Origin of the sequence: Pseudooceanicola sp. (assembly GCF_029213205.1) — a bacterium.
GTDB lineage: Bacteria > Pseudomonadota > Alphaproteobacteria > Rhodobacterales > Rhodobacteraceae > Pseudooceanicola.
The window spans coordinates 11,380-24,521 of record NZ_JARGNH010000012.1; the positions used below are offsets into that span (position 1 = coordinate 11,380).

The window sequence follows — 13,142 nt, forward strand, 5'->3', positions numbered from 1 at the left end:
ATCGGTGGTTGCAGTGGAATGCGATAGAAGACCCGGGTCTTTGGTCACTTTCAGATTGCCGGGGTCGACGTCACCCGCTGTCGGCCAATCTCAAGTTCCAGATGTTTCGCTGCTCTTCACCAGATGGTCTGATCCGGGAGTCCGTTGGGGCACCCGGCGCTGTCGCCGGATGCCCCTTGTTTCAATCGGCCTCAGGCCTTGGGCGATTGTGGGTCGAGCAGCACCCGCAGCGTTTCGCCGAGCCCGTTGAAGGACAGGGCCGTCAGCAGGATCGCAATACCCGGAGGGAACATCAGAAAGGGGTTCACCTCCATATAGGCATAGGCCCGTGCCAGCATTGCGCCCCAGCTGGTTCCCGGAGGCTGAACGCCAAACCCGAGGAAGGACAGCGAGGATTCTGCCAGCAGGGCGATGGCCAGAAGCAGCCCGGCATGGACGATCGCGGACTGGATCGCATTGGGCAGGATGTGGCGCATGATGATCCGCAGGTTCGATGCGCCAAAGGCCCGTGAGGCATCGACGAACAACTCCCGACGCACCACCAGAGTGCGTGCCCGGACCAGCCGCGCGAATTGCGGTGCGAACAGCACACCAAGCGCCACCAGCCCGGTCGTCATCGACGGCCCGAGGATCCCGGCAATCCCGACTGCAAACAGGATCGTCGGGAACGACAGCATCGCATCCAGCACCCGGCTGATGATGGTATCGGTCCAGCCGCCCATAAACCCGGCCAGCAAGCCGAAGGGCACGCCCAGCACCACCGCCAGCCCAACCGAGGCAAAGGCCGACAGCAGCGACGGTCCCGCCCCCGCCATCAGACGGCTGACCACATCGCGACCCAGATCGTCGGTGCCCAGCCAGTGCCCCGGCATCGGCGGCTGCAGCAGCGCGCCGAAATTGGGGGCGATCGGGTCATAGGGCATGATCCAGGGTGCCAGGATTGCAATCACGATCAACACAGTCAGGAAGGTGACCGACAGCACCGCCTTGGGTTGGCGGATCAGCCAGCCGAATTTGGTCGGCACCCGGTCTTTTTTGACGGCGGGGGGTTCATTGGTCAGGACACTCATGCTTCGGCCTCCACGCGCGGGTCAATGATGGCATAGAGCACATCCGCCAGCAGGTTCACGGTGACTACGACCAGCGCGATGACCAGAATGACCCCCTGCACCACGACGTAGTCCTTGTTGACGGCGCTATGCACCAGGGTCGAACCGACGCCGGGAACGGCGAACACGGTTTCCAGCACCACGGTTGCGCCGATCTTGCGGTTGAACACCAGGGTGATGACGGTGATCACGGTGATCCCGACATTGCGCAGCCCGTGGCGGAACAGAACCGCCTGCCGCGACAGGCCCTTGGCCCGCAGGGTGCGCACATAGGGCGAGGACAGTACCTCGATCATCGCGGCGCGCAATTGCCGGGTGATCTCGGCGATGCCGGACATCGACAGGGCAATGGCAGGCAGGGTGGCGGCATGGATCGCGCCGATCGGATCCTCGCTGAATGGCACCGATCCTGTCGCCGGAAAGATCGGATATTTCAGAGCGAATACGGCCACCAGCACCATCCCGACCCAGAAATAGGGCACGGCCACCCCGAACGAGGAAATGCCGGTGGCGATACTGTCCACCCAGCTGCCCGGCCGCGCGGCGGCGGCGATCCCCAGGGGGGCGCCAATCGCGATGGCGATGATCATCGCATAGGTAACCATCATCAAGGTGTAGGGGAAGCGCGAGGCGATGATGTCAAACACCGGTTCGCGGCTGAGCAGTGAATTCGACAGGTCTCCGGTCATTGCTGAACTGAACCAATCGACAAATTGCACGATGACGGGACGGTCAAAGCCGTAATATTCGCGGATCTCCTGAATCCGTTCCTCGGTCGGGAATTCCCCGGCCAGCAGCTCGGCTGGGTCGCCGGGGGCGAGGTTCAGCAGCATGAAGGTGATAAAGGCCACGGCGAACACAACCGGGATGAATTGCAGCAACCGCCGCCCGATCATGCGCTGGCTTGCGCGGGTCAGAACCATGCGAAAGTCTCCTTCATTTAACGGATTCAAGGTTTTGGGGTTTGTCGCTGCCATCCAGCGGTTTGCCCGCCATGACCTCTTCGGCAAAGTGGCAGGCCGAATAATGCCCTGGCGACATCTCGCGCCATGGCGGCGCCTCGGCGGCGCAGAGGTCGGTGGCAATCGGGCAACGGGTGCGGAACCGGCAGCCCGAGGGCGGGGTGACGGGCGAGGGGATCTCGCCACGCAGCACCAGCCGGTCCTGCTTTTGCAAACGCCTGGGCAGGGCTTCGGGTTCGGCAGACATCAGGGCGCGGGTATAGGGATGCGCTGATTTCGTCGCCAGCGTCGCCGAGGGGCCAAGCTCCACGAACCGGCCGAGATACATCACCGCGATCCGGTCCGAGACATAGCTGGCCACGGCAAGGTCATGGGTGATGACGATAAAGGACAGGCCGAATTCGTCCTGCAAATCCTTGTAGAGGTTCAGGATATCGGCCTGGATCGACACATCGAGCGCCGCCGTCGCCTCATCCGCCACCAGAATCTTGGGGCGCAAAAGCAGGGCGCGGGCGATGTTGATCCGCTGTTTCTGACCACCTGAAAGCTCATGCGGATAGCGATCCGCGAGGGCCCGGTTGATGCCGACCTTGGCCAGCATCTCCAGCGCCATGTCGCGGCGGCTGGAGGCGTTGCCCTTGCCCTGAATTTCCAGCGGTTCGACCAGTGAGCGGATGATTTTTGAACGCGGGTTCAGCGCGGCATGGGGATCCTGGAAAATGATCTGCACGCCGTAATTCCCGGGTTTTCCGGGCGATTGCGGTGTGACGATGGTCTTTCCTTCCATCGTGATCTCGCCACGGGTGATCCTGAGCAGGCTCAGCACCGCGCGCGCGATCGTCGATTTGCCGGACCCGGATTCGCCAATGATCCCGAGGGATTCACCAGATGCGAGGTCAAAGCTGACCCCATCCACGGCGTGCAATTGATCCCGCCCGCCGTTCACGTGGAAGGTAATCCGCATATCCTTGACCGAAAGCAGTGGCGTGCTCATGTCAGGGCTCCTTTCAGCGTCAATTGATCATGGCGGTGGCAGCGCACCACACGGCCATCGGCGCGCCGGTGCAGAACCTGCGCCGCCTCGCATCCGGCCTGCGCAAAGGTGCAGCGCGGTTCAAACCGGCATCCCGGCGGCATCGCGTCGGGTGACGGCACCCGCCCGGGAATCGAGGGCAGGCGCGAAGAGCTGACCGATTTGCGCGGCACCGAGGCCAGCAGCCCCGAGGAATAGGGATGCAAAGGCTGTTCCAGCACCTCGTCAGTCACCGAATCCTCGACCACTTGGCCGGCATACATGGTGATCATCCGGTCGCAGACCTGCGACACCACGCCGAGGTTGTGCGAGATAAAGATCAGCGCCGTGTTGCGATCCGACACGATCTTCATGATCAGGTCGATGATCTGCGCCTGGATCGTCACGTCCAGCGCGGTTGTGGGTTCGTCAGCGATCAGCAAATCCGGCTCACAAGCCAGCGCAATTGCGATCATCGCCCGCTGACGCATGCCGCCGGACAGATGGTGCGGATATTCCTCGACCCGTTTGTGCGGCAGGGGGATGCCAACATCCTCCAATGCGGTGATCGCGCGTTCGCGGGCTTCGCGCTTGCTCATCGGGAAATGGGTGCGCAGGGTCTCGGTCAGTTGTTCGCCGATGGTGAACACCGGATCCAGTGCCGTCATCGGCTCCTGGAAGATCATCGAGATATGGCGCCCGCGCAGGCGCCGCATCTCGGATTCGGACATCTTGCCGATATCCTTGCCGTCGAATCCGATCTGGCCCTCGGTCCAGGCGATGCCCTCCGGCAGCAGGCCCAGCAGCGACAGCCCGGTGACTGTCTTGCCCGAGCCGCTTTCGCCGACCAGCCCCACGGTTTCGCCGCGCGCCACATCAAAGGTGACGTTGTCGACCACCCGGTTTGAGGATTTTCGCCCTGCGCGGAAGTAGACCGAGAGATCCGAAACCGAAAGCAACGGCTGGGCCGCGTTGTCGGTTAGACTGGGGTCTCGATAGCTGACCGGTTTCACTTGGCACGCTCCTTGCTTCTGGGTTTTCAACGGGTAGGTTCAACCGCCGAATACGGTATTCGTTCTTATTTATATGATGTTTAGGGGACTTGTCTGAAGGTAGTACCCGAGACGCGGGAGATTACAGAACCATGGTGCAGGGGGGGCTGAACACACCCTTGCCGCTGTCGCGCCTGGTCGAGGCGGACACCCAATCCCAGGGCATCCGAGCCTGGCGTCGGGTCGAGGCGGCACCATTGTGGGCCGCCTCGACGTTTTTTAGTTGATCACTGGTTTCGCGGTTTTGGCGCGAAACTCAGGAGTCCATCCAAACACCGTTAAAGCGCGGCTTGCCGATGATATTCGGCCTCCACCCTTTCACGTTCGGGCGGTGGAGAACGATCTGTGGCTGGAACACCAAGGGCAGTTCCATCGCCAGTTCACGCTCCATCCGCGCGGTCTTGCGCATCACCTCTTCGCGTTCGGCCGGATCGACGGTCGAACGTGTCGCTTCCAGCATCGCCGTGAATTCCTTGGACGGTTCGGCATCGCCTTTCACGTAATAGGACGTCTTGTGATACAGCAGGTTCATCGACAGCGCCGGGTCGGGGCGACCGGTCCAGGCCGACATGAACACGTCGCCTGCGCCGTCATTCCAATCCTTGCCCATCTGCGGCACGGATCCGGATTTGAAGGTGAGGTTGAACCCGACAGCGGTCAGCATCGAGGACACCACCTCCATCCGCTGTTGACCCGGCGGGTTGGCGTAAAAGCAGAACACCAGATCGCAACCATCGGCATAACCGGCTTCGGCCAGCAGTGCCTTGGCTTTTTCGGGATCGTAGGAATAGCGCGATGCGGCCTCGGCGTCGTAACCGGGCGACCCTTCGGGGACGCACATATTGGCGATTTCGCCCAGACCGGAACAGATCACCTGATTGAAGGCATCCTTGTTGACGGCATAGTTGATCGCCTGCCGCACCCGTTTATCCATCAACGGGCCGCCACGCTTTTCGGACAGGTTGAAGTAGAGCTTGTGGAAATACAGCTGTGGGCCGACATACAGTTCCAGATCCGGCTGGTTCTGCAACTGCTTGACCTGAAGCGTTGGCACCTGGTGCATGAAATTGTTCTGCCCGGACAGGACAGAGCGCACCCCGGTCGAGGTATCCGCGATGATGCTGACCACCATGCCGTCGAGATATTGGTTTTCCTTGTCCCAATAGTCGGCAAAGGCGCTCAATTCGACATCCGAAGCCTCGTTCCAGGCGTCAACCTTGAACATGCCGGCGCCGGCGGGGTGGCGGTCGTGATCTTCGCCGCGCTCTTTGCGCGCGGTTGGCGATGCCATCATCCCGACCCGTTCGGTCAGCGCCATCAGCAGCGCCACGTCAGGGGTGAACAGATGCAGCACTGCTGTATGGGAATCGCGCGCTTCGGCTTCGCGCACGGTCTCAAGCAAGTTGGACACCCGGGTGCGCGGGTCATGCTTGGCAAAGTCGATGTTATGCACCACTGCGGCGGCGTCGAAATCGGTGCCGTCCTGGAATTTCACACCTTTGCGCAGGTTCAGCACGAGGGTCTTTTCGTCTTCCCATTCCCAGCTTTCCGCCAGGCCCGGCGCCGGGCCGAGGTCCGCTGTCGGGCGGATCAGCGTGTCGTAGATGTTCCACAACACATTGGAATCCGTGGACGTCCGGCTGGTATGCGGATCAAGCGACGAAGGGTTGGCGTAATGCGCAAACCGCAGGATCCCACCCTTGGCCTGGGCATGTGCCGGTAATGCGCCCAACAGGGCAGCGGTGCCCCCTGCGGCCCCGGTCAGGGCCATCATCTCGCGACGGGTAAGCCCGCGTCGGATATTTGTCTTGGTTGTCATGTTTTTCCTCCCTTTCAGCCGGTTCTTTGAGTGAGGCTGGTGCCCGTCTCGTCGGCCCTTGTATGACAGCGCGCAATCTCGCGATGCGGTGACAGTCGCCCTACTAAAGTCGCCCCTACGTTACTTGCTGAGTCGGCAAGCTCGGGATCTTGATAGCGAACCGGTTTCACTTGTCGCGATCCTTGCTGCCGGGATTGTAGCGGGCAGGTTGGAGCGTCGAATCCGGTATTCGTTTTTATATTATGCGACGCTATGTGACCTGATTTGACGAAAGAACTTTCGCGCAGGACATCACAGAACCATGGTGAGGGGGCCCTCGGACTCACCCCTACCGCTGCCGCACCAGATCCTGGTCGACACTGAATGCCAGAGCACCGGCGCCTGATGCCGGACAAGTCCCGGTCGCGCGCGGCAGGTCTAGGCGGCGGCTTTGCGGCCGCCTAGACGATTTTTATGCTATCACAGGTTTCGCGGTTTTGTCGCGAAAATCAGGATTCGATCCAAACGCCGTTAAAGCGTGGTTTGCCGATAATGTTCGGCTTCCAACCCTTCACATTCGAACGGTAAATCATGACCTGCGGCTGGAACACCAAAGGCAGTTCCATAGCGATCTCACGCTCCATCCGGGCCGTTTTCCGCATGACTTCTTCGCGCTCATCCGGATCGACGGTGGACCGGCAGGCTTCGAGCATCGCGGTGAACTCTGTCGAAGGCTCTGCGTCGCCTTTCACGTAGTACGAAGACTTGTGATACAGCAGATTCATCGACAGTGCCGGATCGGGACGTCCCGTCCATCCGGACATGAAGACATCACCGGCACCGTCGTTCCAGTCCTTGCCCATCTGCGCCAGTGAGCCGGACTTGAAGTTGAGGTTGAACCCGACTGCGGTCAGCATCGAGGACACCACCTCCATCCGCTGTTGCCCCGGCGGGTTGGCGTAGAAGCAGAATGTAAGATCGCAACCATCGGCATAACCCGCCTCGGCCAGCAGAGCCTTGGCCTTTTCCGGGTCATAAGAATATCGGCTGGCGGCTTCTTCGTCATAGCCGGGCGATCCCTTGGGAACGCACATGTTGGCAATCTCGCCCAGTCCCGAACAGATCACCTGATTGAAGGCATCCTTTGAGACGGCATAGTTGATCGCCTGGCGGACTCTCTGGTCCATCAGCGGGCCGCCACGTTTTTCGGACAGGTTGAAGTAGAGCTTGTGGAAATACAGCTGCGAGCCGACATACATTTCCAGACCCGGCTGGTTCTGCAACTTCTTGACCTGAATGGTTGGTACCGTGTGCATGAAATTGTTCTGCCCGGACAGGACAGAGCGCACCCCGGTGGAGGTGTCCGCGATGATGCTGATCACCATGCCGTCAAGATATTGGTTTTCCTTGTCCCAATAGTCGGCAAAGGTGGTCATTTCGACATCCGAAGCCTCGTTCCAGGCGTCAACCTTGAACATGCCGGCACCGGCGGGGTTGCGGTCGTGATCCTCGCCACGCTCCGCGCGCGCCGTCGGCGACGCCATCATCCCGACCCGCTCGGTCAGCGCCATCAGCAGCGCCACGTCAGGGGTGTTCAGTTTGAGAACGGCGGTGAGGGGATCGCGGATCTCGACCTCACGGACCGTTTCCAGCAGATTCGACACACGCGTGCGCGGGTCGTGCTTGGCAAAGTCGATGTTGTGGGCCACCGCAGCGGCATCGAAATCGGTGCCGTCGTGGAATTTCACGCCGGGGCGCAGATGCAGGACCAGCGTCTTGCCGTCTTCCCATTTCCAGCTTTCGGCCAGACCGGGGGCCGGCTTCAGGTCGGGGGTGGGGCGGATCAAGGTGTCGTAGATGTTCCACAGGACTGTGGAATCCGTTGCCGCACGGCTGGTATGCGGATCAAGTGACGTGGGGTTCGCGTAATGCGAAACTTTCAAGATCCCACCTTTAACCTGCGCATTGGCGGGCATCGCTCCCAAAAGGGCAGCCGCGCCACCTGCGGCCCCGGTCAGGGCCATCATCTCGCGGCGGGTGAGCCGACGATGAGTATTTATCTTGGTCGTCATGATTATCCTCCCTTTCAGCCGGATCCTGAGCAGGCCTGATGCCCTGCTCGCCGGCCTTTGTGCGACAGTGCGCAATCTCGCGATGCGGTGACTGCCTTGTTTCGAGTTTCTTCCCACTTTGCGCGCGGATCGCTGTTCGGCGACCCCGCATCCTAACCACGTCGTCTTCGCGCTCCTGCGAAGCAACGATCGTCTCAAAGGCGCCGACGCTGTCCTCCGAATCGGCCCAAACCGGCCCAACCACGCGAATCGTTGGATTTGGAGATCGGGCCAATGGTGAGATTTAGGGAGGTTATTTCTTCAGCGTCGCGCTGCCGGGGGGATTTGCCAGATAGGTGTTGGGCCATCGATTTTTTGACAGATAGGTGTTTGACATATGCGTGAGCGCGGCCAGACGGCTAGCCGGACCGGACGGCAAAACCGGACAGCGGGATGTCAGGGGGGGGCGAAGAGGCGCCGCGGTCGCGCGTGAAGGCTAATGCCGCGGGACCTGTGCCCTCAGAAGGCAGCGCAGGGCGCAGCGTCAGGGCTGGGAGGTGGGGCCGAACAGACGGTTCAGGCCCGTTTGAGCTCGGCCATGACTCGGGCCTTCAGGTCGGCTGGCAAGGTGTCTATCGCCTGCGCCATGGTTACGAGATCCTGTCGCGCGGCGTGCAATTGATCGATGAGCGAGACCACGATGTCGAGTCCGGTCTCGTCCAGGTCGAGGTCCTGGGAGAGGTCGCACAAAAGCTCCAGCCGCGCGATATCCACGCTGCGAAAGACATAGCCGCTGCCGTCACGCTCCGGGCGGACCAGTTCGACCTCGATAAAGCGCACGAGTTGGCCGCGGGTCAGACGCGTCACCGTTGTGACGACGTCGTCTTCGGAAAATCTGTCCGTCATGTTCCGGCCCCCTTCATCAGATCGACACGCGGATCGAAGCTATGCGTTTTGCGCCATTCGGCGAGGAAATCGCTCAGTTCTTTGTCCGGGGCGGGCGGGGTCACGATCTTCAGCTCAACCAGCTGGTCGCCCTTCGTTTTGCGTCCCGCAGGCGCGACCCCGCGCCCCCGCAAGCGCAGCACCCGGCCCGAACTGGCCCCGGCGGGGATCGTCAGGCCCACCGGGCCGTCGATGGTCGGTGCGGTGACCTTGCCACCCAGAACCGCCTCGTCGATGGTGATCGGCATTGTCAGCTGGATGTCGTCGCCATCGCGGCGGAACACCGGGTGGGGCTTCACCAGAACGGTGATCAGCGCATCTCCGGCCGGGCCGCCGCCAAAGCCGGGCGCGCCCTTGCCGCGCAGCCGCAGCGTCTGGCCATCCTCGGTGCCCCGCGGGATCTTGACCGCAAGGCTATGACCGTCCGGCAGGGTGATCCGGGTCTCGGCACCGCGCGCGGCGTCCAGGAACGGCACCTCAAGGGTATATCGTGCATCCGGGCCGCGGGCCGAATACTCACGGTCGCCAAAATCGCCACCGGATGAGCGTGCGCGATTGCGCAGGATTTCGGCAAAGATGTCGGCCGGATCGACATCCGGTCCGAAGCCGCGCCCCTGCTGGTAGGTATTGTCAGGTTTTTCAGCGAAATCGCGGTAATACTGGCGCTGCGGACGCTCTGCGCCGCTGCTGTCGATCTCTCCTGCATCGAAACGTGCGCGAGTCTCGGGATCTTTCAGCATATCGTAGGCCGCCGAGATCGCCTTGAACCGCGCCTCGGCCCCGGCGTCATCGGGGTGCAGGTCGGGATGACTGCTGCGCACCAGCTTGCGATAGGCTTTCTTGATGTCGTCAGCTGTGGCGGCCTTGGTCAGGCCAAGCACTTCGTATGGATCGTTGGACATCCAGGCTCCCTCTTCGACAGCCAGAACATATTGGGGCAGAAATCGCCCTGATCTGGTATCAACCAATTCGACATGCCATGACAACCACCGGTTCGACACTGATTCAAGTCAAAACGGGAAGGCAATAGGGGCCTATACAGACCCAGCAGTCGTCCGACCGGCGTCGCCGCCCCGCGCATGCGGATCGAAACCTGAAAAGGAACCATCTTGACCACCGCTGAGGACAAACAGACCGGCGATCGGGACGGCCTTTCGCCGCGAGAGGATACGATCGCCGCGCCGCGGGTGCCGGCTCTGCGCCCGGTCGCGCCCGTGCCTGTCGCAAAGCGTCGTCTCTGGCTCTGGGCGGCTGTCGGGCTGCTCGGCCTGGCACTTGCCGGTTTCGTCTATTCCCAGTTCTGGATGGCACAGCCAACCCAGGTCGCGGTCGAAATCGCCGCCCCCGCCCCGGTCACCCGTGTGCTGGCCGTCAATGGCCGAATCGCCGCCGTCCGTTCGGTTGATGTCACATCGGCGGTGACGGGGCGGCTGGTGGCGATTCCGGTGGTCGAGGGCGAGCTGGTCGAAGCCGATCAGGTCCTCGCGCAGATCGATGCCGCGGCACAGAATGCCCTTGTCCGGCAGGCCATGGCGGCGCTGGATGCGGCGCTTGTGGTGAAACAGCAGGCGTCGGAAGCTTACGAGCGCGCGCGCGCCCTCGGCGCCAATGTGGCAAAGGCGGTGCTGGAGGCCGACGCCTACGCTGTCCAATCGGCCACCCAGGAGGTTGCGCGCCTGACTGCCGTCCTGGAACAGGCGCGGATCACGCTTGAGACATTCACCATCCGCGCCCCGGTCGCCGGCACCATTCTTGAGATCGAGGCCGAGGCGGGACAGATCGTTGGCCCGTCGACCCGGCTGCTGACCTTGACCGATCTGAGCGACCTGTTGGTCGAAGCGGATGTGGACGAGGCCTATGCGACGCAGATTGCCGCAGGTCAGCAGGCGGTGCTGCAGCTGGCAGGGGAAACCGGGACGCAGACGGGTCATGTCAGCTATGTTTCAAATCGGGTGGATGAGGCCACCGGCGGGCTGGCCATCAAGATCAGTTTTGACTCCCCGGTTGTCGCACCGGTCGGCTTGACCGTCGCGACGAATATTATTGTGGACCAGCGCGCTGCGGCACTGAGCGTGCCACGCACGGCCTTGCTGGCGAATGCGGATGTGGCGAGCGTCTTCGTGGTGGTCGACGGCGTGGCAGACCTGCGCCCGGTGACGGTGGTGGATTGGCCCGCTGCCCGTCTGATCGTGACATCCGGTCTGGCTGAGGGCGAGGCGGTGATCATCGATGCGACCGACATCGCCGATGGTCAGGCGGTCGTCGTGGATCAGCCCTGATGCTCTATGCCTTGAAGATCGCGACCCGTTACCTGACGGCGAACAAGGCCCAGACGGCGCTATTGGTGACGGGCGTCGCAGTGGGTGTGTTCATCTTCATCTTCATGTCGGCGCTGATCGGGGGGCTGGCCGAATTCATCCTGTCGCGCACCGTGGGCGACCTCTCGCACATCACCATCGAAGCCGAGACCGAGGACCCGGCGCTGCTGATCTCACCCGAGGGCCATGTGCTGGTGGTGGCTGAACGCGGTCGAACCCGCACCGCAACCCTGGCAGAGGCGGCCACCTGGCTGCCCCTGATCCAGGCGGTGTCCGGGGTTCGGGCCGTCTCGCCGCAGATCGCCGGCGCCGGGTTTCTGACCCGTGGGGCGCAGGTTGCCCAGGTCAGCGTCACCGGGATGGAACCGGGGCGCGAATCCGCGATCCTCGACCTGGACGGCTATATGGTCGAGGGCAAGGTGCGGCTTGGGTCGGGTCTGGTCGTGGTGGGCCGCGCCCTCGCTGACGATTTGAATCTGTCGCTGGGGCAGACGCTGCGGCTGCAAAGCTCCAACGGGGTTACCGCGGCGCTGACGCTCAGCGGCATCTTCAAGACCGGAAATGGCGCAATGGACAATGCCCGCGCCTTTGTCAGCCTGTCGACCGCGCGCACCCTGTTCGCCATGCCGCAGGGGGTGACCAAGATCGAGATCAAGCTGAACGATCTGAATGCCGCGGATGAAACCGCGCTGCGGATCCGGGCCCTGACCGGTCTTGATGCGGTGCCTTGGACCGAGGGGGCGGAACAGTTGATGGAGGCGCTGGATGCCCAGGCGCAGACCGGGTATTTCCTGAAAACCTTTGCGCTGATCACCATCGTGATCGGCGTTGCCTCGGCGCTTTTGCTGTCCACCTACCGCCGCCGTCCTGAGATCGGGATCATGCGGGCCATGGGCGCCGGGCGCGGCTTCGTCATTTTCGTCTTTGTCGCGCAAGGCGCGCTGATCGGGTTGATGGGCGGGGTCATGGGCGCGGCGCTGGGCTACCTTGCGCTCTTGCCGTTTCCGTCGCGTGATGCGTTCAGGCCGGGCACCCTGCCGATGGATATCACCCAGGGCTCTTACGGTCTGGCCATCACCCTGACGGTGATTGGCGCGATCCTGGCCTCGATCCTGCCCGCCCGGTCGGCCGCCCGCGTCGACCCCGTCACGGCGATCGGCCAATGAGCACGCTTCTGCAAGTTCGCGATCTGGTCAAGACCTATGGGACCGGAGAGGCGGCAACACGGGTGTTGCGCGGCCTGACCCTTGATCTGGAAGCCGGTGAAATGGCCGCTCTCCTCGGGCCTTCGGGGTCGGGCAAGAGCACGCTGTTGACGATCCTCGGCACCTTGATGAAGCCGACGACCGGCAGCTATGTGATGCTGGGCCAGGATATGATTGCCGCCGATGACGCGGCGCTGACGAATTTTCGCAACCTCCACATCGGCTTTGTGTTCCAGTTTCACAACCTGCTGCCGGACTTCACCGCGCTGGAAAATGTGATCTTTCCGACGGCCGTGCGCGAGGGACGCGAGACGCCGGCCGCCCGCACGCGGGGGCGCGACCTCCTGGTGCGGATGGGGCTGGCCGACCGGATCGACTTTCCCACCGCCAAGCTGTCCGGCGGGCAGAAGCAGCGTGTCGCCGTGGCCCGCGCCCTGATGAACGGCCCCGAACTGGTGCTGGCGGATGAGCCGACCGGCAACCTCGACCGTGCTTCGGCGATACAGGTGATGGAGCTGATCGGACAGATCAACCGCGAGGAAGGCACCACCTTTCTGATCTCGACCCATGACGAAAAGATCGCCAGCTTGTGTCGGCGGCAGGTCGTGGTGGGGGACGGGGTGGTAACGGGCTGACCCCGTTGCCTGGCTCTGCCGTTGCTCTGCCAGGTTGCGTTTCGAAACCTGCCCC

General features: G+C 62.5%; 11 protein-coding genes. 3 read left to right on the forward strand and 8 right to left on the reverse strand.

What is annotated here, in order from left to right; genetic code table 11:
* Nucleotides 1-191: 191 nt before the first annotated feature.
* From P1U48_RS10585 to P1U48_RS10620, 8 genes are all read right to left on the reverse strand, one after another.
* Nucleotides 192-1,070: an ABC transporter permease gene (locus P1U48_RS10585; protein WP_301068949.1), complete on the reverse strand. Its 879-nt coding sequence runs from the start codon at nucleotides 1,068-1,070 to the stop codon at nucleotides 192-194.
* The gene (locus tag P1U48_RS10590; RefSeq protein ID WP_301068950.1) at nucleotides 1,067-2,032 is read right to left on the reverse strand and encodes an ABC transporter permease; all 966 of its coding nucleotides are present in this window, start codon (nucleotides 2,030-2,032) and stop codon (nucleotides 1,067-1,069) included. Before P1U48_RS10590 ends, P1U48_RS10585 begins: the two co-directional genes overlap by 4 nt.
* A 13-nt stretch (nucleotides 2,033-2,045) precedes the next feature.
* Entirely contained in the window at nucleotides 2,046-3,065 is a 1,020-nt protein-coding gene (locus tag P1U48_RS10595) for an oligopeptide/dipeptide ABC transporter ATP-binding protein (protein WP_301068951.1), read from the reverse strand.
* Nucleotides 3,062-4,096 carry an ABC transporter ATP-binding protein gene (locus P1U48_RS10600; RefSeq protein WP_301068952.1) on the reverse strand — a complete coding sequence of 345 codons (1,035 nt, stop codon included), beginning with the start codon at nucleotides 4,094-4,096 and terminating at the stop codon, nucleotides 3,062-3,064. Before P1U48_RS10600 ends, P1U48_RS10595 begins: the two co-directional genes overlap by 4 nt.
* A 295-nt stretch (nucleotides 4,097-4,391) precedes the next feature.
* Nucleotides 4,392-5,954 (reverse strand): ABC transporter substrate-binding protein, encoded by a 1,563-nt coding sequence (locus P1U48_RS10605; protein ID WP_301068953.1) that lies wholly within the window; start codon nucleotides 5,952-5,954, stop codon nucleotides 4,392-4,394.
* A gap of 488 nt (nucleotides 5,955-6,442) precedes the next feature.
* A complete protein-coding gene (locus tag P1U48_RS10610) occupies nucleotides 6,443-8,191 on the reverse strand; it encodes an ABC transporter substrate-binding protein (protein WP_301068954.1) in 1,749 nt (582 codons plus the stop codon).
* A gap of 369 nt (nucleotides 8,192-8,560) precedes the next feature.
* The gene (locus P1U48_RS10615) at nucleotides 8,561-8,890 is read right to left on the reverse strand and encodes a chaperone modulator CbpM (RefSeq protein WP_301068955.1); all 330 of its coding nucleotides are present in this window, start codon (nucleotides 8,888-8,890) and stop codon (nucleotides 8,561-8,563) included.
* A complete protein-coding gene (locus tag P1U48_RS10620) occupies nucleotides 8,887-9,831 on the reverse strand; it encodes a J domain-containing protein (RefSeq protein ID WP_301068956.1) in 945 nt (314 codons plus the stop codon). Before P1U48_RS10620 ends, P1U48_RS10615 begins: the two co-directional genes overlap by 4 nt.
* 207 nt (nucleotides 9,832-10,038) lie before the next feature.
* Between P1U48_RS10620 and P1U48_RS10625 the strand changes: the two genes are divergently transcribed.
* From P1U48_RS10625 to P1U48_RS10635, 3 genes are read left to right on the forward strand one after another with little or no spacing between them, the layout of a single operon-like run.
* Entirely contained in the window at nucleotides 10,039-11,208 is a 1,170-nt protein-coding gene (locus P1U48_RS10625) for an efflux RND transporter periplasmic adaptor subunit (RefSeq protein WP_301068957.1), read from the forward strand.
* Nucleotides 11,208-12,413 (forward strand): ABC transporter permease, encoded by a 1,206-nt coding sequence (locus tag P1U48_RS10630; RefSeq protein ID WP_301068959.1) that lies wholly within the window; start codon nucleotides 11,208-11,210, stop codon nucleotides 12,411-12,413. Before P1U48_RS10625 ends, P1U48_RS10630 begins: the two co-directional genes overlap by 1 nt.
* Entirely contained in the window at nucleotides 12,410-13,087 is a 678-nt protein-coding gene (locus P1U48_RS10635) for an ABC transporter ATP-binding protein (protein WP_301068960.1), read from the forward strand. Before P1U48_RS10630 ends, P1U48_RS10635 begins: the two co-directional genes overlap by 4 nt.
* Nucleotides 13,088-13,142: the final 55 nt, after the last annotated feature.

Excerpts from the sequence above, each read along its gene's own strand:
- P1U48_RS10620 (WP_301068956.1), bottom strand. The coding sequence starts at position 9,831 with ATGTCCAACGATCCATACGAAGTGCTTGGCCTGACCAAGGCCGCCACA.
- P1U48_RS10615 (WP_301068955.1), bottom strand. The coding sequence starts at position 8,890 with ATGACGGACAGATTTTCCGAAGACGACGTCGTCACAACGGTGACGCGT.
- P1U48_RS10595 (WP_301068951.1), bottom strand. The coding sequence starts at position 3,065 with ATGAGCACGCCACTGCTTTCGGTCAAGGATATGCGGATTACCTTCCAC.
- P1U48_RS10630 (WP_301068959.1), top strand. The coding sequence starts at position 11,208 with ATGCTCTATGCCTTGAAGATCGCGACCCGTTACCTGACGGCGAACAAG.
- P1U48_RS10635 (WP_301068960.1), top strand. The coding sequence starts at position 12,410 with ATGAGCACGCTTCTGCAAGTTCGCGATCTGGTCAAGACCTATGGGACC.
- P1U48_RS10605 (WP_301068953.1), bottom strand. The coding sequence starts at position 5,954 with ATGACAACCAAGACAAATATCCGACGCGGGCTTACCCGTCGCGAGATG.
- P1U48_RS10590 (WP_301068950.1), bottom strand. The coding sequence starts at position 2,032 with ATGGTTCTGACCCGCGCAAGCCAGCGCATGATCGGGCGGCGGTTGCTG.
- P1U48_RS10585 (WP_301068949.1), bottom strand. The coding sequence starts at position 1,070 with ATGAGTGTCCTGACCAATGAACCCCCCGCCGTCAAAAAAGACCGGGTG.